The sequence below is a fragment of the Acinetobacter endophylla genome (genome assembly GCF_053543775.1).
The window spans coordinates 18,447-40,578 of the sequence record NZ_JBLVOM010000313.1; the positions used below are offsets into that span (position 1 = coordinate 18,447).

The following is a 22,132-nucleotide window of genomic DNA, read 5'->3' on the forward strand; positions in this document are numbered from 1 at the left end:
TCTTCAATTCTGACTATTTTTATTTATGCCATAGTCTGAAACACGGGTGTGTAAGGCTTTTAAGTGAAACTGTGAATCTAGGTAAAGTTGAAATATATTTTAATAGTGAGAGAAAATTAGCTGGATTTTGCCAGTTGTTCTTGAATGGCCCAATCGATATGTACCTGCACAATTCCATCATGCTGATCACGCTGTTGCTGAAGGGCCTGAATAATCTGCCCATCAAAGGGTGCATTGCCCAAACCAATCGCGATATTGCGCATAAAGCTTTGGTAACCCGTACGACGCATAGGGCTGCCTTCAGTCGAACTTAAAAAGGTGGCTTCATCCCATTGCCATAAATCCAGTAAACTCACCTGATCCAGTCCATGCCGTGGATGAAAATCCTCTACCGACGTGACTTGGGCAAAACTGTTCCATGGACATATCAGCTGGCAATCGTCACAACCAAAAACCCGGTTACCAATTCCGCGTCGTAAATCTTCGGGAATGATGCCTTTATATTCGATGGTCAGATAGGCGATACAGCGTCGTGCGTCCAGCATGTACGGTTCTACAATGGCTTGAGTCGGACAGATGTCGATACACGCGGTACAGGAGCCACAATGTTTCGTCGCAGGTTCATCAAAAGGCAGTTCCAGTGAAGTAAGCAGTTCACCCAAAACAAAGAATGAGCCTGATGTTTTATGAATCAGCAGGGTGTGTTTACCTGTCCAGCCCATGCCGGCACTTTCAGCCAGCGATTTTTCAAAAATGGGTGCAGAATCCGCAAAAGGACGTGATTCAAAATCTCCGATTTTTCCCCGGATTTTTGTCGCCAAGGTTTTCAGGCGACCGCGCATGGTTTTATGATAATCCCGGCCACGAGCATAACGCGCGATAATGGCAGAGTTGGGTGCATAAGGGATATAACGTGGTTCTGGTGCGTCGACCAGATAATCCATACGCACACAGATAATGCTACGTGTGCCGGGAACCAGTAAGGCGGGATTGGCACGTTTTTCCAGATTCTCTTCCAGAAACTTCATGTCACCATGATAACCACGATCCAGATATTCCTGTAAGCGTGCTAATTCTGCTTGAGCATCTGGTTTTGCAATGACACAATCAGAAAAACCCAATTCTAAAGCCTGCGCTTTAATCCATGCTTTTAGCTCGGCTGGATCTTGTTGATAAACTTTAATTTGCGCTTGAGAATCGGGAGTTGCCATAAACCAAAGACAGGGAATAAGAAATGCAGCAACAAGTTTACCATAGCCGTGATCTACAAGCATGGGAGCAGCGCTGGTTTCAACAGCAAAATAGTTCCTACGGTTTAATGCAACAAGTCGCCTGGGGGATTAGTCAGCGGCTGATCACTTTATTTTCCCAGCAAAAAATAAAAAAAATCGCTGTCTGCTGTGGTCAGGGTAATAATGCCGGCGATGGCTATCTTGTGGCCAAATATCTCAAACAGGCGGGCTTCAGTGTTGATATTTATGCAGTTGAGTTGGGTAATTCCAAAGATTTAGCATCGGCTGTGCAGGAAGCTCAGCAAGCTGGCTTGCAGCCTTATTCGCATTTTGATTTTCAATCTGAATGTGAGGTCTATATCGATGCATTATTCGGAATTGGTCTGAACCGTCAGCTGGACTTTGACTGGCAAAATGTTATTCAAACGATCAATCAGCAAACTGGACTCAAAATCTCAATTGATATTCCGAGTGGATTGGATGCCAATACCGGCCAGCCTTTGCCTGTTGCGATTAAAGCTGACTATACTTTCACAGGTTTAGGGCTCAAGGCAGGACTGTTTACCGGACAAGGCAAAGAATATGCGGGCAAGATCGAACTGATTTCTGCTATCCCGACAGATACTGAGCTTCAACCAATTGCTTGTCTTTCATCACATCAGATTCAATTGCCGAAGCGTGAAGCCTTTGGTCATAAAGGCAGTTATGGTCATGTCTTGGTTGTAGGTGGTCATGCCGATATGGGGGGGGCAGTGATCATGGCAGCAGAGGCAGCATTTGCTGCCGGAGCGGGTAAAGTGACGATCGTTTGTGATGCAAAACACCACACCGCGATTTTGTCACGTGCGCCAAATATTATGCTGCGTGATATCAATCTTTTAACTCAGGAGCAACGCCAAGCACTGATTCAGCAGGTCGATGCAGTCTGTTTTGGCATGGGATTAGGTCGTGATTCTTGGTCAGAGCAACAATATACAGCTTGGTTTGAGCTGACTCAGCAATCTGATCTGGAGGTTGTTTTGGATGCGGATGCCTTATGGTTTCTGGCCAAGCAGCCTCAAGTTTTGAATTCCCAGACTTATGCCACACCACATCCAGGAGAAGCTGCAACTTTGCTAGCATGTAGCACTGCGGAAGTTGAAATGGATCGGATTGCAGCCATTCATGCCCTGCAACAAAAATATCAGGGACAGTGGGTGCTAAAAGGTTCAGGCAGCCTGATTCTGGAAGAAAGGCTTTACATCTGCAATGCCGGGAATGCCGGTATGGGAACTGGCGGAATGGGGGATGTGCTGGCCGGCATGATTGCCAGTCTAAAGGCGCAATTTGCGCAAAAAATTTATTTGCATGAAATTGTGACGCTGCATGCACTTGCAGGTGATGAACTGGCCAAAAATGGCGAACGTGGCTTGCAGGCACAGGATATGAAACATGCGATTTATCAGGTCGTGAATCGCTAAGGAGAATAGTGTGCCAGTCATCAAACTGAATATTTCAGGCCAAGTTCAAGGAGTCGGATACCTTTACTGGTTTGCCGAGCAGGCTCAGGCGCTTGGACTGAAAGGATATGTGAAGAACTTGAGCACAGGTGAGGTGGAGGCCGTTATTGCTGGAACAGACTCCCAACTTCAGGAAATGATTACACGAAGTTGGCAAGGGCCTGCTCGTGCCATCGTACAAACGGTTATTCAAAAGCATCTGGAATCGGACCTAGATGTTCAAGACTTTATAATATTGCGTTAAACCTTAGCGACGACGGCTGCTGACACGACTACGGCCACGTGCCATACCACCCAAAGCATTTAATACCGCCATTTTACTCATACTTCCTGAGGCGTGGGCATGACAAATAGCAGCAGCTAGCGCATCGGCGGCATCCTGTTGCGGTTTGATGCTGAGTTTTAGAATATTCATCACCATCATCTGCACCTGTTCTTTATCGGCAGCACCATAACCGACTACCGACTGCTTGATCTGGCGCGCGGTATATTCAGCGACTTTCAAATCCAGATTGACCAGTGCCGCAACAGCAGCACCACGGGCCTGACCGAGTTTTAAGGCAGAATCCGGATTTTGTGCCATAAAGACCTGTTCTACCGCAGCTTCAGTGGGACCATAAAATTTTACAATGCGCTCCACGCCGGCAAAGATCCGTTTTAAACGTTCAGGCATTTCTGTCGTTTCTGTTCTGATGGTGCCGGCATCAACAAAAGTCAGTTTGGAGCCGTCTTTTTCGATAATTCCGTAACCGGTTAAACGAGAACCGGGGTCAATCCCAATAATTAATGACATGCCCGCACTTTAAAAATAGAATAATGCCCATATTGTTACATAAGCGTATCAAAAAAGCTTGATCCTGATGAAGCAGTTGATTCCAGCATCCTATTATTTATTTTACTGAGATTAGATTAATTTTCATGAAATTATTTCTTATTATCCTTGCAGGCTTAATCCTAGAAGTATTTGTCTGGATTGGCGTGGGTGACCTCGTCGGGAGCATGTGGTACGTATTTTTCTGGTTTGTGGCCGCATTTTTTATTGGTATGAATCTGATCCGTAAATACTCGGCCGGTGTAATGCCACAAATGCAGCAAATGCAGATGGGACAGATGAGTGCAGATCCTGCATTAACAGGAAATTTACCTAAAATTCTGGCAGGTTTCTTTCTGCTTATTCCTGGATTGATTACCGACGTATTGGCAGTATTGATGCTCATTCCAGCGGTTCAGCAGGTTTTTAAGGCTGCTATAATGAAAGCGATGATGAAACGTCAGCAACTCATGATGGAAAAAATGATGGGTGGCATGATGGGCGATATGGGTGGTGCACAAGGCCAGAACCCATTTGCCGAGATGATGCGTCAAATGCAGGATATGCAAAATCAGCAATCAGGTCGCGGTGATTCCAACATTATTGATGGTGAAGCACGTGAAGTGAGACCTGAGGCGAAAAAAATTGAAATGAAAGATATCAATCCAAAATAAATGTTTTATTTAAAAAATTCTATTTAAGCCGAATCTGATGATTCGGTTTTTTATTGGAGCTTTCTAATCTCTTTGAACAAACGTTATAATATATTTTTATAAATTTACCTTATTTTAATGTCTCTGCTTTTTACGATCTGTCTCCTACATTTTGTTGCTCAACTCAGTCCCGGTCCCGATATTTTGCTCATTGCCAAAAGTGCCGCATCTACCACACGCCAGAATGCCTTGAAAATTATTGCAGGGATCTCTGCCGGTATTGTGGTTTGGGTAGTACTGACACTTGCGGGTTTTACTGTGTTAATTGACCAGTTTCCATGGATCCAGCACGCCTTAATGCTTTTGGGTGGCATATTCTTGGCTAAAATGGGATGGGCCATGTTAAAGGGTGGTGTGCATAGCTTTAAAAATGGACATCAGACCGACGACGATACAAATGGACAGGTGCAAGCTAAAAACTATTTTATGTTGGGCTTATGGACCAATCTTTCTAATCCCAAAACACTGATCTATTTTAGTAGCGTATTTTCACTGGCCTTAAGTTCGTCTGCTTCCGATTATTTGAAAGCACAGTTAGCGGTAATTATTCCCTTGCAGACTTTTATCACCTTCACTTTATTGATGCTGTTGATTTCCCAACCAAAAATTAAAATCTTGTACCAGCGTTCGGGGAGTTATATTGATATGATGTCAGGCGGACTATTTCTGCTATTTGCATTGTCGTTATGGTATGAAGCACTTATTCTGATGAATTAAGGAGGGTATCTTCATTTAATGCTGGAGATATTGGTGAGGTCGGGGAAGGGGAGGCTAAATTGTCTGGTGTTTTAACCGCCGTTTGATAACGATTAGGCTTTAAGGTGGTTTCAGTATTTTCAGAGCCCTGATAACTGCGACTACGGTTAGCGCGCTCACGCAATCCACCTTTTTTAATTAACTGAACCATGGCACATCTCTCATTCAAATCCACAGCTATTGTAAATCAAAGCTGGATTTGATGAGGTTATTTTCCGCATCTCTATTTGAATTATTTAAGAGTAATAAAAAGACTTGTTTGAACTAACAGGTCTTTGCTGTGAGATGCATGAAATTAGCGAAGTCTTTTATCTTCTTCTTTTAAAACATCCAGTATAGAGTGTTGTATAGGAACTTCTTGTTGTGATTGCACATACAAATGCACGACTTTAAATACGATTGCTGTAACGAGGCAGGCCACAAGACAAAAAATCCAGAAACCAAAAGGGCTGCGAATATGATGTGAGCCACAGTTTGAGCATGATTTTTCTGTAGAGTCGACTACTTTTTCGCAGCAAGCACAATGATATTGATACTGCATTGTTCTTCTCCCAGGATGTTATCCTTTTTATTCTTCGATCATGAAAGATGATTCAATTGGTTTTTTATCATAGGTAGAGCAGCATCAGCTTGCAATAAGCAATTGCTGATAATTACATAGAGACAATAGAGTATAAAAATTCATTACACAAGCAGTAGGATTTTCTTAAAATGTAAGAAATATTTTCATTAATCAAATGATAATCAATGAATTAAGAGTTAATTCTCTTGAAAATATACATAATAAAGCCCGCATCAAGCGGGCTTTATTTGAGCTAGTCTAAAACTTACTGCCCAGAACGGATGATGTAATCAAAAGCAGACAGTGATGCCTTGGCACCTTCACCGGTGGCAATGATGATCTGCTTGTAAGGCACTGTGGTACAGTCACCTGCCGCAAACACACCTTTGACATTGGTTTCGTTGCGGTCGTTAATCACAATCTCGCCACGGTTAGTTAATTCAACAGCCGTTTCTTTCAGGAAGTCCGTATTTGGCAACAAACCGATCTGCACGAAGATCCCTGCAAGTTCTACTGTATGCTCTTCATCTGTGGCACGGTCTTTGTATTTCAGACCCGTCACCTGTGAACCGTCACCCAGCACTTCAGTCGACAAGGCATTCTTGATCACGGTGGTGTTCGGCAAGCTGTTCAGTTTGTCTTGCAGCACCTGATCCGCACGCAATTTGGTATCAAATTCCACCAAAGTTACATGCTCTACAATCCCTGCCAGGTCGATCGCAGCTTCCACCCCCGAGTTACCACCGCCAATCACGGCGACACGTTTACCCTTAAACAGTGGGCCATCACAGTGCGGACAGTAGGCCACACCACGAGTTTTGTATTCCTGCTCACCTGGAACGTTCATCTCTCTCCAGCGTGCGCCGGTCGACAGAATTACAGTTTTCGATTCCAGTTTGGCACCATTCTCTAAAGTCACTTCCACCAGACCATTGGCCGTTTCGTCTGCCCCTTTGATATCAGACACGCGTTGCAAGTTCATGATGTCGACCCCGTATTCACGCACGTGGGCTTCCATCTCTGCGGCAAACTTTGGACCTTGAGTTTTCTGTACAGACGTAAAGTTTTCAATGTCCATGGTATCCATGACCTGCCCGCCCATACGTTCAGCCACGATCCCGGTTTTAATGCCTTTACGCGCTGCATAGATGGCTGAAGTATTCCCCGCAGGTCCACCACCAATCACCAGAACATCAAAGGCGTCTTTGGCATTCAGCTTTTCCGCATCTTTGGCAGCGGCATTGCTATCCAGCTTGGCAATGATTTCTTCCAGCGTCATACGACCCTGACCGATATGCTGGTTGTCCTGGAATACCATCGGCACCGCCATGATCTTGCGTTCTTCGACTTCGTCCTGGAAGAAAGCCCCATCAATCATGGTCGCTGTAGTGCCCGGGTTATAGATGGCAATCAGGTTAAGTGCCTGAACCACATCCGGACAGTTATGGCAGCTTAACGATACGAACACGTCAAAGTTAGATTGAACACCCAGGCTCTTAATATTCGCCAGTACTTCATCAGAGACTTTCGGTGCATAACCTGAGGTTTGCAACAATGCCAGGATCAGCGAAGTGAACTCATGGCCCATTGGCAAGCCTGCAAAGAACACACGCGGTTCCTCACCTTGTTTGGCAATCCCAAAACTTGGCGCACGTGCATTGGTCCCGTCAAAGCGTGCAGTGACTAAGTCAGACAGTGCAGCCACTTCGGACACCAGTTCCTGGATTTTGGCTGATTTGTCAGAGCCATCTAAAGTCGCGACCAATTCAATCGGGCCTTCTAGGCGTTCTAATAGGGTTTTAAGTTGAGCTGAAGTATTTTGGTCTAACATTGCTAACGTCTCCAAAGGAGTAAATGTTTATTTGATAACAGGATATTAAATGAATTGAATAAATAGTTAAAACAGTTTGTTTTTATTTTATTGATCGGATTTACAGATTTATTGAGAAATTCATCATTAATTTCAGAGTTCTATATCGGGGCGAAAGATTAATTTTCAAGTAGTTTAGAGCAAGAATAAGGATTTTCAGCTAAGATTAAAACAAGATATTTGAGACTTGAATGATGGAATTACAACGCGGTATTTATCAACATTATAAGGGACAGCTTTATCAGGTGTTTCATGTCGCCACGCACAGTGAAACTGAAGAAAAGCTGGTGGTTTATCAATGTCTCTATGGAGATTATTCGATTTGGGTACGTCCTTTAACGATGTTCACTGAAACCATTACCACCCACGATGATCGTGAAGTGGAGCGTTTTAAATTGATTCAGGCACTTTAAGCCAAACAGACTCAGGGAGGAGTGATGCAAAACTCAGATGAATTTGAAAGATTCATGCAAGAATTATATGAAAAATTTCAGAGGCATGACCTTAAGCAGGCAGATCGCCTGCACCGATATCGCAATATAGAACCAGAATCAGGTCAATTTTTGTCTATGTTGATTCGTGCGCAACAATCGAAAAGTATTCTGGAAATTGGCACCTCTACCGGCTATTCCACTTTATGGCTGGCAGAAGCGGCTCGGCAGACTCAAGCAATGATCACAACTCTTGAAGTTGATGCAAAACGGGTTACTCAGGCAAAGCAATATGCGACAGAAATAGATCTTGCAGATTTAATCAATTTTAAAGTAATTGATGCTCAGGTTTATCTGGAGGCAGAACAGGAAATATTTGATTTTATCCTGTTAGATGCTGAACGAGATGCTTATGTCAGTTACTGGCCACATTTGAGTCGATTACTTAAAGCAAAGGGCGGGTTACTGGTAGTTGATAATGTCATTTCACATGCAGCAGAAGTCGAAGAGTTTATTGCCTTAATTCAGCAAGACCCACGTTTTATCATGAGTATTGTACCCATAGGCGCAGGTTTGCTGATGGTGGGATTTCGTTAAATGGATTCACTTCAATCCATGCAAATTTTATTAAAATGTAAATTATATTCGAGATACTTTTCCACGAATGCGGCTTTGTCTTGGCGTCTTAGCAGGTTGTCATAAATAAATTCAGGTACGGGATGATACAGCTCGGTATGACCATTACTGTATACAATTTTCAGGTGGCGGCTTGAGGGATTGTATTTCCAAGAAATCACGGTAAGCAGTTTTTGCATATGCGTTCCTCCACTGAATATTTCTTATCTTATCATTTGAACTTATGCCATATGGCTCTGCAGATGTATAGCTCAATTGTAAGAATCGGTAAGGATTATGAGAAAGCGAAGCAAAAGATATGCCTGAATTTTTATATGATGGATCAAGAAAAAAATAGGACTGCAATATTTAAAGTCCTAGGGCGTGTCCTCATTTGAAGAATTGGTTTTAAATACTTAAAATCCTCCTTTGAGTTATTTTTATGGTGGTGTTTCAAAAAGTATGCTGAAAAAAACAATATGGCTTTTGATAAAATAGAGGTATGAAAATAACGCTACAAATCAAATGTCCTACCTGTCTAAGTAACAATATAAAGAGAAATGGCATCAAAGTAGATGGGAAACAAAACCATCAATGCAAAGATTGCAAACGTCAGTTTATTGGTGATCATGCATTAAGCTATCAAGGATGTAACTCAGGTATTACCGGCAAGATATTACATTTAATGGTCAGAGGAAGCGGTGTAAGAGATATTGCTGAAGTCGAGCGTATCAGCATTGGCAAGGTATTACGAACCTTAAGTGAATCGATCTATCAGATTCAGCCTAAACAAAGCCACTACGAATGTCTTGAAGTCGATGAACTTTGGACTTTTGTAGGGAATAAGAAAAATAAACAATGGCTTATTTATGCCTACCATCGAGAATCTGGAGAAATTGTTGCTTATGTTTGGGGTAAGCGGGATTTAGCAACGGTTCAACGTCTTAAAGCTAGACTTAAAAAGCTTGGGGTTCAATATGCTGGAATTGCGAGTGATCACTGGGATAGTTTTATCACAGCATTTCAATGTTGCAAGCAAGTGATCGGTAAGTTTTTTACCGTCGGTATTGAAGGTAACAACTGTAGAATTCGTCATCGAATCAGGCGTGGATTTAGGAGAAGTTGCAACTTTTCTAAAAAGCTCGAAAATCATTTTAAAGCCTTTGATTTGACTTTCTTTTACCTTAATAACGGATTTGTTTAACGCCAGCATACTTTTTGAAACACCACCAAAACTTTATCACGGTAAACGAATCGACGTACCAAAACGTTTTGCCCCTGATCCGGTATTTTTAGCCTGGCATAGAGCACACCGGTTTTTAGAACAACCCAATGATCTTTAAAAGCGAGCGGTATGAGAGAAATGATAGGCACAAAAAAAGCACTCTAAGAGTGCTTTTTTCAATATCTTGCTTCTAAATTATAGAGCAACGATATTTACAGCTGTCGGGCCTTTTTGACCTTGAGCTACGCTGAAAGAAACCTTTTGGCCTTCAACTAAAGTTTTGAAACCTGAACCAGTGATTTCGCTGAAGTGAGCAAAAACGTCTGGACCTGATTCTTGTTGAATGAAACCAAAACCTTTAGTTTCGTTGAACCATTTTACTGTACCGTTAACTGTATTAGACATAATATAACCTATTGAATCGTATGAATTTATAGCCAAAATTTCAGATGACTAACTGTAACTTTGAAAAATAAAAAGGATGGAGCTTTTTGATCTGTAATACGAAGGTTTATGACTAAAACTGCGATACTTAAAAGAAGACTAACCAAAACAAGAATTTTTCTAGTTGGGATTATCATACCGCTTATTTTGAGATATACAAGCGTTTTATTTGGCTAATTTATTAGGATGTTGAAAAATATAAAATTAAATTTGTATATTTTCTATCCAGAAAGGTTTTTTAAGTTAAACAAGGGTATCTACATCAATAAAAAGAGCGCCGAAGCGCCCTTTTTAACTCAATTTACAGCTTAGTAGTCAAAGCTAAAGTGTTCTGGTGCCAGTGCCGTCATGGTTTTAGAGGGATTCACCATCGCTTCAGCATGACCTTGAGTACGTGGCAGAATACGTTCAAAGTAGAAATCAGCAGTTTTGATTTTCGCTTTATAGAATTCTGGAACTTCCGTACCGTCATTAGAAGCTAGTTTGGCTGAAGCGACTGCAGCTTGCTGTGCCCAGAAGTAGGCCATCATCACATAACCGGAGAACATCAGGAAATCGACTGACGCAGAAGAGACGATGTCACGGTCCTTACGTGCTGCCAGCATGATACGTACGGTTAATGCATTCCACTGTGCACATAGCTTGGTTAAATCCCAGGCAAATCGGCGCATATATTTATTACGTGCATGCTGACCGCAGAATTTCAGGATTTCAGCAGTGTAATCACGAATAACTTTACCTTTTGATGTCAACAGCACTTTACGGCCAATCAGATCCAGTGCCTGAACACCTGTTGTGCCTTCATACAGGGTAGAGATACGTGAGTCACGTACGATCTGTTCCATGCCCCATTCTTTGATATAGCCATGTCCACCGAAGACTTGCATACCGTGATTTGATGCCTCATAACCCATTTCGGTCAGGAAGCCTTTCAGGATTGGAGTATAGAACCCAAGATGGTCATCATGCTGTTCAAATGCTGCAGTATCGCCACGCAGCAAAGCATCATTCATGTTGTCGGCAATTTTTGCTGCATGATAAATCATGGCACGGCCACCTTCAGCAATGGCTTTTTGCGTCAATAGCATACGGCGGACATCAGCATGGTGAATGATCGCATCCGCTACTTTTTCCGGATCTTTTTTGCCAGACAAGGCACGCATTGACATACGTTCTTTAGCATAAGGTAAAGCACCCTGGAATGACAATTCAGCATGACAAATACCCTGAATCGCAGTACCAATACGCGCCGTGTTCATAAAGGTGAACATAGCGTGCAAGCCTTTATTCGGTTCGCCAATCAGGTAGCCAGTCGCATTGTCAAAATTCAGTACAGCCGTTGCTGAAGCGCGAATCCCCATTTTGTGTTCAATCGAACCGCAGTTCACTGGATTACGCTCGCCGATCCCGCCATCTGCAGCAGCAATAAATTTCGGTACGATAAACAGAGAAATCCCTTTGGTACCTTGCGGCGCATCTGGAAGGCGTGCCAGTACGATATGTACGATATTTTCAGTCAGGTCGTGCTCACCTGCGGAAATAAAGATTTTGGTGCCTGAAATGGCATAGCTGCCATCTTCTTTCGGCTCTGCTTTGGTCTTAACCTGCCCCAGATCCGTACCACATTGTGGCTCAGTCAGACACATGGTGCCCGCCCAAGTTCCTGCAACTAAGTGAGGCAGATACGTGTTTTTCTGCTCATCGGTACCATATTGCATGATAGTGTTGATACAACCCACACTTAAACCCGGATACATCTGGAATGACCAGTTTGCAGTCCCCATCATTTCCGATTTGATCAGGTTTAAAGACATTGGCAGGTTTTGGCCACCAAATTCTTCAGGATAAGACAGACCTTGCCAGCCACCTTGTACGAACTGGTCGTAAGCTTCTTTAAAGCCTTTCGGTGTTTTTACTTCGCCATTTTCAAAATGACAGCCTTCTTCATCACCGCTTTGATTCAACGGCGACAGTACATTTTCACAGAAATCTGCAGCGCCTTCTAAGATCATATCTACCGTGTCGGCATCGGCATATTCACCATTCGACAAATTCTGGTAGTGCGCAGGGTAGTCAAGCACTTCATTCATAAGGAAGCGAATGTCGTGTAAAGGGGCTTTATATGCTGGCATGCGTTTAATCCTGATTGAAATTAGTTTTGGATTATCTGTATCGATTCTTTGATTATTCACATTCGGGATAAAAAAACATTGATGAATTCAGTGAATAAAAATGTCAGAAAAGCGAATCGATTTTTAAGGCTAATGAATGAAATCATCGAATTTCATCATTAGGTGTTTACATTACAGGAAGATTAAAAACTTGTTATATCAATGGAATTTAATGAGTTAAAAGGTGATTTGTCCAGTATATTTTTGTATGAATTGTGCTCGGATTCAGGTCGCAAAATAACTCATTCTAAAATGTCATTAAAACCAATTCATGGTTTTTCAGCTTATAAAAAGTAGTAGGAGGAGAGTAAAGGGTTGCAGTTGCAACCCGAACTGAACTCATTGGAGAGATAGGGGTTTTAAAGAAACTCTTTTAAATCCGGCTTGATACCATTCCAGATGTAAAAAGATTCAATTGCCTGACCGACCAGCATGCCAAAACCTTCAGATGTCGGTACACCGCGTACTTTGGCTTGATCGAGAAAGGAAGAAGGTTTGCCATAGGCCATTTCATAGGCCCGTTTAAACTGTAACGCCTCTGGTAAAACCAAAGCATCACCACTGAGGCTGGCAGAGGTGGCATTAATCACCAAATCAAATTCACCGGCTAAATTGTCTAGTGAAATCGCCTGTAATTCGACTTGAGGTACGGCATCCTGAAGATCAGCGACCAGTTGTTCCGCGCGTGCCAAGGTACGATTGGCGATTACGATTTTTTTCGCACCTGCTTGGGCGAGTGGATAAATCACACCACGCGTGGCACCGCCTGCACCAATAATTAAAATATCTGTATTTTCCAGTGGCCAATCTAGTGCTCGAATTGCTTCAACCAGTCCCTGACCATCGGTATTGTCGCCATGCAGCACACCATTTTCCATCCATAGCGTATTCACGGCTTTGGCAATTTTGGCCCGTTCACTCAGCACCTGACAGTGGGCAAAAGCCTGTTCTTTAAAGGGTACGGTGACATTCATGCCACTACCGCCATTGCTAAAGAATTCCTGAATGTTGGCTACGAAGCCATCCAGTGGCGCCAGACGCTTGGTGTAACTCAGGTCGACACCAGTTTTAGCAGCAAAGGCGTGATGCAATTCTGGAGAACGTGATTGTTCAATCGGGTTACCAATCACGGAAAATTGTTTGCTCATTTCACAATGTCCATGTGCGGAAATGGCCATCAATATACGTGAAAAAGCGCAGAGACTAAAGCCTGCGCGATTTTAAATTGCTGTTAAGTGATCCGGGTTTTAGGAACTGCAAATATCCATAATATGTTCCGCAAACATCAGCGCCATACTGAGAACAACCCCAAACCCAGTCAGGATACTCACCAGAATAGCGGCGCCATCCAGAATCAGGTTGTGACTCAAAATTGCGGTACTTATCGCGCTGATGGCGAGAGCCAGAAAAAGCCAAAAGGCCAACACAGGTAGATTTAATTGAAGATTATGCATTGTTATTCTCACTAGACATCAAATGGAATATGATCGATGTAGCGATAGGGTGCCGCGATCAAATCAGGTATTTCTATGCAGCAGTATAGAGGATATATCTATTAAAACAGCCCTCTATTTGAGGGCCGTTTGTATCATTTCATTGCGTTGGATTTTAATTCTGTTAACCAGTTATGTGGTTTCAGGTAGTAATCTGTTAAACGTTTTTCCGGTGAGCCCTCATCCCATTCAGGGCGATATGACCATCCGGTAAGCGGGGGCAGGCTGACCAGAATCGATTCAATCCGGCCACCAGTCTGCAAGCCAAACAGGGTGCCGCGGTCATAAACCAGATTGTATTCCACATAACGGCCGCGACGGTATAACTGAAACTCGCGTTGTGCTTCGGTATAAGGCTTATCCTGATTGCGCTGGAAAACCGGCAGAATGGCTTCCAGATACCCATTGCCTACAGCCTGCATATACTGGAAACAGGTTTCAAAATCCCATTGATTCAGGTCATCAAAAAATAAACCACCCACACCGCGCTGCTCGTCGCGATGTTTTAGATAAAAATAATTATCACACCATTGTTTATGTTCAGGATAAACCTCTTCGCCGAATGGCGCGCACAGATCATGCGCTGTTTGATGCCAGGACAGTACATCTTCATCATTCGGATAAAACGGAGTCAGGTCAAAACCGCCACCAAACCACCAGACCGGATCCTGACCTTTTTTTTCTGCGACAAATAAACGCACGTTGGCATGTGAGGTGGGCACATTCGGGTTTTTCGGATGAATCACCAGCGATACCCCCATGGCCTGTGCTTTGGCGCCAGCAATATTAGGATGACGTTCAGTCGCAGAAGCAGGCAGCTTAGAAATGTTGATGTGGGAGAACATCACGCCGCCTTTTTCAATCACCGTACCATTTTGCAAAACACGTGAACGGCCACCACCACCTTCTGGACGCTCCCAGTCATCGATGATAAATTCGGCCGTACCGCCGCCAGCACGTTCCTGCTGTTCTAATGCTGCACAAATCCGTGCCTGCAAGTCGAGGAGAAATTCACGAACGTGTTGAATATCCGTAGATGTAGGATGCTGCATCAGAGCCCTCGTAGGGAAATAAAAAACTAACGACATCAAAGCATAAAATCAGTCAAAGATTAAGGTCTAATTTGGTGATGCAATTCATCAGCCCAGACATTACATTCCACTATTCATAAGCAGAATGCATGATTAAATCCGACCAAATGGCTAGGTTGAATTCTTCTTTCAAGCTCAGCACAATAACTCACAAGCGCTCATTGGCTTGAGCATTTCTCGATGGTAATAGGTGGGTGTCATGTCGGTACAGGTCAATTCCCTGATTCAAAAATACAATGTTCCCGGGCCACGCTATACTAGTTATCCTACGGTTCCGTATTGGGAAGAGCAGAATTTCTCGCTGGAACAATGGAAGCAAACGCTAAAAAAGTCTTTTGATGAATCCAATCAAAGCGAAGGCATTAGCTTGTATATCCACCTGCCATTTTGCGAAAGCCTGTGTACCTTTTGTGGTTGCCATAAGAGAGTCACAAAAAAACATGAAATGGAACAGCCTTATATTCAGGCAGTGTTGAAAGAATGGGATTTATATTGTGAGCTATTACAAGAAAAGCCCATCATTAAAGAGATTCATTTGGGTGGGGGAACGCCGACCTTTTTTTCAATGGCGCATCTGGCTCAACTGATTCAAGGCATTCTGGCCAAAGCAGATGTAGCGCCTGTACATGAATTCAGTTTTGAAGGCCATCCTAATAATACCATGCGTGAGCATTTGCAAGGTTTATATGACCTTGGCTTTCGTCGAGTCAGTTATGGGGTACAGGATTATAATGAAACCGTGCAAAAGGCGATTCACCGGATTCAGCCTTATGAAAATGTTAAACAGGTAACCGAATGGGCGCGAGAAATTGGCTATGAATCGATTTCCCATGATCTGGTCTTTGGTCTGCCATTTCAGAGTCTGGAAGATGTTTTAAATACTATTGAACAAACCAATTCGCTCTTGCCGGACCGTCTGGCTTTATATAGCTATGCACATGTGCCCTGGATTAAAGGCAATGGTCAGCGCGGTTTTAAAGATGCCGATGTGCCCAAAGATGCAATCAAACGGGAATGCTATGAAGAAGGTAAAAAGAAGTTACTCGCGCATGGTTATCATGAAATTGGCATGGATCACTTTGCTTTAGAAAAAGATGCGATGTACCAGTCCTTTCAAGCTGGAACATTGCACCGCAATTTTATGGGATATACCGCCTCTAAAACCCAAGTGATGATTGGACTCGGGATTTCTTCGATCAGCGATAGCTGGTACAGCTTTGCGCAGAATGTGAAAACAATTGAAGAATATTATGAATGCCTGGCGCGGAATGAAATTCCGGTATTTAGAGGACATATATTAAATCATGAAGATCTGATCATTCGGCAACATATTCTAAATTTGATGTGCAGCTTTAGTACCTCATGGGAAAATTCCGAGATACTTTTTCCTGAAATTGATGAGGTTTTGGCACAGCTTGAGGAAATGGCGCAGGATGGCTTGATTCAATTTTCAGACTCGTCAGTCACGATTCTGGAGAAAGGGAAACCATTTGTACGCAATATTTGTATGGCTTTTGATTTACGTTTAAAGCGACGGATGCCAGAGAACCGGATTTTTTCCATGACGATTTAATCTTCCCCTAACCCCATTTTTAAGAAAAAGAGGGAAAGCCTCCCTGAGCAAGACTTAAGTATGGCTTTAAGTCGAAGCGCAAGAAAGGGAGGTTTGGAGGGATTAAGTTAAAATAAGGTGGGACGGGGGTTAAAAATATTAAAAATCATCCTTTTTATAAAGATGTGCCATGCGTTCGTGCTTGGTCTTAAGATATTGTTCATTAAAAGGGTTTAAACCCACAGTCAAAGGCACACGATCGATCACATTAATCCCCTGGGCTTTTAAAGCTTCAATTTTAGAAGGATTATTGGTCACGAGACGTACTGCTTTCACCTGTAAATGATCCAGCATGATGCTACACATATCATACTGACGTGCATCTGCTGGCAGGTTCAGCATTAAATTGGCATCTACGGTGTCATGTCCCTGATCTTGCAGGGCATAAGCGCGAATTTTATTGGTCAGGCCAATGCCACGACCTTCCTGACGCAAATACAGAATGACTCCGCGGCCTAATTCATTGATCAGTTTTAAAGTCGCTTGCAATTGCGGGCCACAGTCGCATTTGAGTGAAGCAAAGGCATCACCGGTTAAACATTCAGAATGCACACGCACCACTACAGGCTCATCTGATACTTCTTCAAGTCCTTTGGAAAGTGCGACATGTTCTTCGCCAGTCTTAGGGTCTTGAAATACAGTAATTTTAAATTCACCGTGAGCGGTAGGTAATCTTGACGTTGCGACAAATTCGATTGGCACAGCTGAACCCGTTAAATCCTGAAATTGGCTAAAGTATAGCGTAATGATTGAACATTGGTAGAATTGCAAAGTCGAAATTCTGCAATAGATTTTCTTTTTTGTAGAAAGCGAACGATAATAGTTGATAAATAGTAAGATTATTCAGGATAATCGTAGGCTGCAATTTTTCACCCCGACGAGATCATTGTTTAATATTGCATCGCTAGAAGCGTAGCTGAATTGAAGCTGCTACAATTCAGCTATATGATCGGGTACTCCCCATTGACCTAGCTTTAGATTTGCCAGGCTTTAGAAGGCTTTGCCATAATATGCTGTATACAGAAATCCCAACTCAACGCCCTGTAACACCGTTGCTTGATGCGATCAATCATCCTGAGCAACTGCGTGCACTCGAGCAAAGCCAGCTAGAACAAGTGGCGGATGAGTTACGTCAATTCATTTTGTATGCTGCCGGGCAAAGTGGCGGACATTTTGGTGCCAACCTCGGTGTAATTGAGCTCACCGTGGCCTTACACTATTGCTTTAATACGCCACATGATCGCCTGATCTGGGATGTAGGTCATCAGGCCTATCCGCATAAAGTGTTGACTGGTCGTCGTGAACAGCTCACCACGATTCGTGCCAAAGATGGTCTGGCTGCGTTTCCGGCTCGTGAAGAATCTGAATTTGATACCTTTGGGGTAGGGCATTCTTCGACGGCGATTTCTGCTGGCCTAGGTATGGCGCTGGCACGTCGTTATCAGAACAAGCCGTGTGAAGTGGTATCGATTATTGGCGATGGCGCCATGACGGCAGGTATGGCTTTTGAAGCTTTGAATGATGCCGTGGCACACAGTGCTGATCTGATGGTGGTGCTGAACGACAATGATATGTCGATTTCTTGCAGTACCGGTGGTTTTGCCAAACATCTGGCTGCCATTTGGGAGCGCGGTGAGTTCGTTAATGTTACCGAGCAGGGTGAGGCATATGTACAGCCACATCCAGAATGGTTGTATAACTCGCGTTTGCACAGTGCAGCAACCGATGCTGCAGATAACTTATTCCAAGCCATCGGCTTTGACTATTTTGGCCCGTACGATGGTCATGATGTCAAACAGCTGGTGCATGTCTTTAATGCGCTGAAAAAGCGTAAAGGCCCACGCCTGATTCATGTCTATACTAAAAAAGGCAAAGGCTTTGCTCCGGCAGAATCCGATCAAATCAAATATCACGCGATTAGCAAAATCAACGCCGTTGCCGCCAGCAATACTGCACCGAAATATTCGGATGTATTTGGGCAATGGCTTTGCGATGAAGCGGCACAAGACACACGTTTGCTCGCGATTACTCCCGCCATGTGCGAAGGCTCAGGCATGGTGAAGTTTGCCAAAGAATATCCAGAACGTTTCTTTGATGTCGCGATTGCCGAACAGCATGCGGTTACCTTGGCTGCCGGTATGGCTTGTGAAGGCTTGAAGCCGGTGGTTGCAATTTACTCGACTTTCCTGCAACGCGGTTATGATCAACTGGTACATGACGTGGCTTTGCAGAATCTGGATGTTACTTTCGGTATTGATCGTGCCGGTCTGGTTGGTGAAGATGGCCCGACGCATGCCGGTGCTTATGACTATGCCTATATGCGTACTATCCCGAATATCGTGATCATGGCGCCGAAAGACGAAAATGAATGCCGTCAAATGCTGCATACAGCGTATTTGTATCCAGGGCCGGCAGCGGTACGTTATCCGCGTGGCAATGGACTGGGCGTCGATATCCAGCAAAAGATGATCGAGATTCCGATCGGTCAGGCGGAAATTGTGGCCAGCTTTAATGGGCAGTATGATGAATATATTTCTGTACTGGCATTTGGTAGCCGGGTACAGGCTGCAGTCGACGCTGCTGAAGCATTTGCCGTGAAACATGAGATTGGCGTGCGTGTGGTTAACATGCGTTTTGTCAAACCACTGGATACTCAAATGCTCGATGATCTCGCTTTAAGCACCAGTCTGTTTGTCACGGTGGAAGAACATGCAGTGATGGGCGGTGCGGGTAGTGCCGTGAATGAATATCTGGCAGAAGCGCAGATTGTCAAACCGATACTGAATTTGGGTCTGGATGATACATTTATGGCACAAGCGACTCATGCACAGATGTTACAGCAGGCGGGGCTGGATGCGCAAGGTATTGAAAAATCAATCAATCATGCTTGGTCCAACCTAGGGCAAAGCGTCTTGTCATAATATCTTAAAAATTTTAGACACATTTTTCCCAAAAAAGCCCTGATATTTGCTAAGATATCGGGGCTTTTATGCATTATTCTTTATCAGTGTCTTCAAATTTGTAGTGGGTGTTCAATGGAACCTATGGTGGTGATGGCTGCGCGTGCGGCTCAGTTAGTTGGTCAAGAGCTTTTAAAAGCGCATCAGAATCGTCATAAACTCGATCTACAAGTCGAAGAAAAAGGAATTGATGGTCCGGTAACGCGTGTAGATCGTTATTTGGAACAGTTGACCATCGATACCCTACGTAAAAGCTATAAAAATCACAGTTTCCTTGGTGAAGAGTTTGGCTATCAGGAAGGGAAAGGTCATGACGCCGATTGGTGTTGGGTGATCGATCCGCTAGATGGTACTTTAAACTTCATTAACGGTTTCCCGCATTTCTGTATCTCTATCGCAGTTCAGCACAAAGGCATTACTCAACACGGGGTGATTTATGACCCGGTGAAAGATGAGCTATTCTCTGCCAGTCGTGGTCGTGGTGCCATGATGAACCAGCGCCGTATTCGTGTGAATGTTAAAGACAGCCTGGAAAATACCTTTATGGCTGTTGGTCACGCTTATCGTGCCAAGCGTAATGGCGAAGTTGTGTCTTATGCCAAGAACCATTTTCAAACCTTGTTAAACGTAACTGAAGCTGGTGCGCAATATCGCCGTTCAGGTTCTGCAGCATTGGATTTGGCTTATGTGGCTGCCGGTCGTTTCGACGCTTATTTTGAACTTGGTTTGAAACCTTGGGATATCGCAGCGGGTGAATTGATCGTGAAAGAAGCAGGCGGTACTGTAGTTGATGCACGTGGTGGTAGCGACTCTATGGAAAATGGTCAAGTTTTGGCTTGTTCAATGAAAATGCTTAAGCCTTTAATGCAAGCAGTTGTTCCTGCTTGGGGTGAAGCAGCAAAATAATCGGGTTTAGATGAAGCAGATTTAATATTCTAAAAGGCATCCTTCGGGATGCCTTTTTTATATACTTATCTTCTTTTAATCGGGTAATGTCTATATTTTTAACACTGACTAGATATCGGAAATGTCCGGTGAATTACAGAAAATTGACTTTTTAGACCAATAACTACACTTTTATAATTCTTTAAGTATAAGAAAATTATACATAATTTATGAATAAAGAAAATTAGTTTTAAAACTTAATGACATTGTGGAATATTCTGCTATAATTTCGGCACGCACTTAATTTTCCGTTCTTTACCTGAACACTATCTTCTAATCATTGTATGCGCGTTCTGTCCATAGAGAGGACATATCCTTCGCGCCCCAATCGCTTAAGCGATTCCTTCAGGTTTGCGGCCGTAATCATATACGTGCGTTATATCCACATCGTCGTTATTCGGATCGCTGCTGAATCCTAACTTTTTCAGCTCTATTTGCTGTGCCGCTTTTTGCCGATGTCCATATTGTAATTTATTTAATGGAGCACCCACTTCAGGGTGAACACTCTCTATGAGCAAAACTTTTGCTGATTTTTCTCTCGACGAATCTCTAACCCAGGCTCTCGACGCTTTAGGCTTTACTACTCCTACTCCTGTACAAGAACAAGCGATTCCAGCTGCACTTGAAGGTAAAGACCTTCTTGTATCAAGCCAAACAGGTTCTGGTAAAACTGCTGCATTCTTACTGCCTACGTTAAATGCGTTGGCAAACCAAGATACATTAGTACCGTTTAAAGACCGTATGAAAGCGGTTACTCAACCGAATATTTTGGTGATTTCACCGACTCGTGAATTGGCACAACAGGTGTGTCAAGACGCAATTGCGCTTGTACGTCATATGAAAGGTGTTCGTATTGCAGCAATCATGGGCGGTATGCCTTTTGGTAAGCAAATTCAACAGTTAAAAGGCGCGCAAGTTGTTGTTGCAACTCCAGGTCGTTTACTTGACTTGGTGAATCGTCGTCAAATCAATTTGGATAAAGTTGACGCGTTAATCGTCGATGAAGCTGACCGTATGCTTGACCTGGGCTTCTCTGAAGACTTGGAAGCAATTGGTGAGTTGGCTGCAAACCGCAAACAGACTCTTATGTTCTCTGCGACGTTTGCACCACGTATCATTACACTTGCTGAACGCATGATGAATGATCCAATGCGTATTTCGATCGAAACAGGTCACTCTACAAATACTGATATTACTCAGACTTTGCATTGGACTGACGGTTTCGAACACAAGAAAAAATTACTGACTCACTGGTTAAACGAAGAAGACGTTGATCAAGCAGTTGTATTTGCGTCAACTCAAGAAGACACAGATATGTTGGCTGAAGAGCTTGCTGAAGCAGGTTTATCAGTTGTAGCGCTTCATGGTGCTATGCCACAAACGGTTCGTAACCGTCGTTTACGTAGCATTCGTGAAGGTCGTGCGAAGATCTTGGTTGCAACTGACGTTGCGGCACGTGGTCTTGACGTACCAACTATTTCACACGTAATCAACTTCGGTCTTCCAATGAAGAACGAAGACTATGTACACCGTATCGGTCGTACAGGTCGTGCGGGTCGTACTGGTAAAGCCATTACTTTGGCGACTTACCGTGAACGCGGTAAAATCCGTGCTTTGGAAGACTTCCTTGATGCGCGTCTGAACGTATCTGAAATTGAAGGCCTTGAGCCATCTCCACCTCCTGCACGCGGTAGTCGTGATG

General features: G+C 43.5%; 23 protein-coding genes. 11 read left to right on the forward strand and 12 right to left on the reverse strand.

Annotated elements, in window-relative coordinates; translation table 11 throughout:
• Positions 1-116: 116 nt before the first annotated feature.
• The gene (queG, locus tag ACNPNW_RS17130) at positions 117-1,211 is read right to left on the reverse strand and encodes a tRNA epoxyqueuosine(34) reductase QueG (RefSeq protein WP_448767231.1); all 1,095 of its coding nucleotides are present in this window, start codon (positions 1,209-1,211) and stop codon (positions 117-119) included.
• Positions 1,212-1,234: 23 nt separating this feature from the next.
• Between queG and ACNPNW_RS17135 the strand changes: the two genes are divergently transcribed.
• Positions 1,235-2,692: a bifunctional ADP-dependent NAD(P)H-hydrate dehydratase/NAD(P)H-hydrate epimerase gene (locus ACNPNW_RS17135; RefSeq protein WP_004731509.1), complete on the forward strand. Its 1,458-nt coding sequence runs from the start codon at positions 1,235-1,237 to the stop codon at positions 2,690-2,692.
• A gap of 10 nt (positions 2,693-2,702) precedes the next feature.
• Positions 2,703-2,975, forward strand: coding sequence for an acylphosphatase (locus ACNPNW_RS17140; RefSeq protein WP_448767219.1), 273 nt, complete (start codon positions 2,703-2,705; stop codon positions 2,973-2,975).
• Positions 2,976-2,978: 3 nt separating this feature from the next.
• On the opposite strand, the gene ruvC is transcribed toward ACNPNW_RS17140, so the two are convergent.
• Positions 2,979-3,524 carry a crossover junction endodeoxyribonuclease RuvC gene (gene ruvC, locus ACNPNW_RS17145; protein ID WP_004278925.1) on the reverse strand — a complete coding sequence of 182 codons (546 nt, stop codon included), beginning with the start codon at positions 3,522-3,524 and terminating at the stop codon, positions 2,979-2,981.
• A gap of 125 nt (positions 3,525-3,649) precedes the next feature.
• Between ruvC and ACNPNW_RS17150 the strand changes: the two genes are divergently transcribed.
• Positions 3,650-4,216 (forward strand): FxsA family protein, encoded by a 567-nt coding sequence (locus tag ACNPNW_RS17150; RefSeq protein WP_005247360.1) that lies wholly within the window; start codon positions 3,650-3,652, stop codon positions 4,214-4,216.
• Positions 4,217-4,333: 117 nt separating this feature from the next.
• On the forward strand, positions 4,334-4,972 hold the full coding sequence (locus ACNPNW_RS17155) for a LysE family transporter (RefSeq protein ID WP_448767220.1): 639 nt from the start codon (positions 4,334-4,336) through the stop codon (positions 4,970-4,972).
• Here the strand turns inward: ACNPNW_RS17155 and ACNPNW_RS17160 are convergent.
• From ACNPNW_RS17160 to ahpF, 3 genes are all read right to left on the reverse strand, one after another.
• Positions 4,956-5,162 carry a hypothetical protein gene (locus tag ACNPNW_RS17160; RefSeq protein WP_005106537.1) on the reverse strand — a complete coding sequence of 69 codons (207 nt, stop codon included), beginning with the start codon at positions 5,160-5,162 and terminating at the stop codon, positions 4,956-4,958. The genes ACNPNW_RS17155 and ACNPNW_RS17160 overlap by 17 nt on opposite strands.
• A gap of 144 nt (positions 5,163-5,306) precedes the next feature.
• Positions 5,307-5,552 carry a hypothetical protein gene (locus ACNPNW_RS17165; protein ID WP_004278921.1) on the reverse strand — a complete coding sequence of 82 codons (246 nt, stop codon included), beginning with the start codon at positions 5,550-5,552 and terminating at the stop codon, positions 5,307-5,309.
• 286 nt (positions 5,553-5,838) lie between these two features.
• Positions 5,839-7,404 carry an alkyl hydroperoxide reductase subunit F gene (gene ahpF / locus ACNPNW_RS17170; RefSeq protein WP_448767221.1) on the reverse strand — a complete coding sequence of 522 codons (1,566 nt, stop codon included), beginning with the start codon at positions 7,402-7,404 and terminating at the stop codon, positions 5,839-5,841.
• A 233-nt stretch (positions 7,405-7,637) separates the two neighbouring features.
• On the opposite strand from ahpF, the gene ACNPNW_RS17175 reads away from it, so the two are divergent.
• Together ACNPNW_RS17175 and ACNPNW_RS17180 are read left to right on the forward strand one after the other, a co-directional pair.
• Positions 7,638-7,856, forward strand: a complete 219-nt coding sequence (locus ACNPNW_RS17175; RefSeq protein WP_004278919.1) for a DUF1653 domain-containing protein — start codon at positions 7,638-7,640, stop codon at positions 7,854-7,856.
• 24 nt (positions 7,857-7,880) lie between these two features.
• Positions 7,881-8,471, forward strand: coding sequence for an O-methyltransferase (locus ACNPNW_RS17180; RefSeq protein WP_448767222.1), 591 nt, complete (start codon positions 7,881-7,883; stop codon positions 8,469-8,471).
• A gap of 11 nt (positions 8,472-8,482) precedes the next feature.
• Here ACNPNW_RS17180 and ACNPNW_RS17185 read toward each other — a convergent pair whose 3' ends face one another.
• Positions 8,483-8,689 carry a KTSC domain-containing protein gene (locus ACNPNW_RS17185; protein ID WP_004278917.1) on the reverse strand — a complete coding sequence of 69 codons (207 nt, stop codon included), beginning with the start codon at positions 8,687-8,689 and terminating at the stop codon, positions 8,483-8,485.
• Between the two features lie 302 nt (positions 8,690-8,991).
• Here ACNPNW_RS17185 and ACNPNW_RS17190 point away from each other — a divergent pair, with 302 nt between their 5' ends.
• Positions 8,992-9,693, forward strand: coding sequence for an IS1 family transposase (locus ACNPNW_RS17190; RefSeq protein ID WP_448767223.1), 702 nt, complete (start codon positions 8,992-8,994; stop codon positions 9,691-9,693).
• 216 nt (positions 9,694-9,909) lie between these two features.
• On the opposite strand, the gene ACNPNW_RS17195 is transcribed toward ACNPNW_RS17190, so the two are convergent.
• From ACNPNW_RS17195 to hemF, 5 genes are all read right to left on the reverse strand, one after another.
• A complete protein-coding gene (locus tag ACNPNW_RS17195) occupies positions 9,910-10,119 on the reverse strand; it encodes a cold-shock protein (protein WP_004281542.1) in 210 nt (69 codons plus the stop codon).
• A 347-nt stretch (positions 10,120-10,466) separates the two neighbouring features.
• The gene (locus ACNPNW_RS17200; RefSeq protein WP_005249863.1) at positions 10,467-12,290 is read right to left on the reverse strand and encodes an acyl-CoA dehydrogenase C-terminal domain-containing protein; all 1,824 of its coding nucleotides are present in this window, start codon (positions 12,288-12,290) and stop codon (positions 10,467-10,469) included.
• A gap of 398 nt (positions 12,291-12,688) precedes the next feature.
• On the reverse strand, positions 12,689-13,477 hold the full coding sequence (gene aroE / locus ACNPNW_RS17205; protein WP_448767224.1) for a shikimate dehydrogenase: 789 nt from the start codon (positions 13,475-13,477) through the stop codon (positions 12,689-12,691).
• Between the two features lie 99 nt (positions 13,478-13,576).
• Complete coding sequence (locus ACNPNW_RS17210) at positions 13,577-13,783, reverse strand: hypothetical protein (protein WP_448767225.1); 207 nt, start codon at positions 13,781-13,783, stop codon at positions 13,577-13,579.
• A 134-nt stretch (positions 13,784-13,917) separates the two neighbouring features.
• The gene (gene hemF, locus ACNPNW_RS17215) at positions 13,918-14,874 is read right to left on the reverse strand and encodes an oxygen-dependent coproporphyrinogen oxidase (RefSeq protein ID WP_448767226.1); all 957 of its coding nucleotides are present in this window, start codon (positions 14,872-14,874) and stop codon (positions 13,918-13,920) included.
• A 238-nt stretch (positions 14,875-15,112) separates the two neighbouring features.
• Here hemF and hemN point away from each other — a divergent pair, with 238 nt between their 5' ends.
• Positions 15,113-16,486 (forward strand): oxygen-independent coproporphyrinogen III oxidase, encoded by a 1,374-nt coding sequence (hemN, locus tag ACNPNW_RS17220; RefSeq protein ID WP_448767227.1) that lies wholly within the window; start codon positions 15,113-15,115, stop codon positions 16,484-16,486.
• A gap of 138 nt (positions 16,487-16,624) precedes the next feature.
• Here the strand turns inward: hemN and ribA are convergent, their stop codons facing one another.
• Positions 16,625-17,227, reverse strand: a complete 603-nt coding sequence (gene ribA / locus ACNPNW_RS17225) for a GTP cyclohydrolase II (RefSeq protein WP_004645027.1) — start codon at positions 17,225-17,227, stop codon at positions 16,625-16,627.
• A gap of 308 nt (positions 17,228-17,535) precedes the next feature.
• Here ribA and dxs point away from each other — a divergent pair, with 308 nt between their 5' ends.
• The 3 genes from dxs to ACNPNW_RS17240 all read left to right on the forward strand — a co-directional run.
• Entirely contained in the window at positions 17,536-19,446 is a 1,911-nt protein-coding gene (gene dxs / locus ACNPNW_RS17230) for a 1-deoxy-D-xylulose-5-phosphate synthase (protein WP_448767228.1), read from the forward strand.
• Between the two features lie 114 nt (positions 19,447-19,560).
• The gene (locus ACNPNW_RS17235; RefSeq protein ID WP_448767229.1) at positions 19,561-20,391 is read left to right on the forward strand and encodes an inositol monophosphatase family protein; all 831 of its coding nucleotides are present in this window, start codon (positions 19,561-19,563) and stop codon (positions 20,389-20,391) included.
• Positions 20,392-20,940: 549 nt separating this feature from the next.
• Positions 20,941-22,132, forward strand: a 1,192-nt coding sequence (locus tag ACNPNW_RS17240) for a DEAD/DEAH box helicase (RefSeq protein ID WP_448767230.1), incomplete at its 3' end; no start/stop codon positions are given.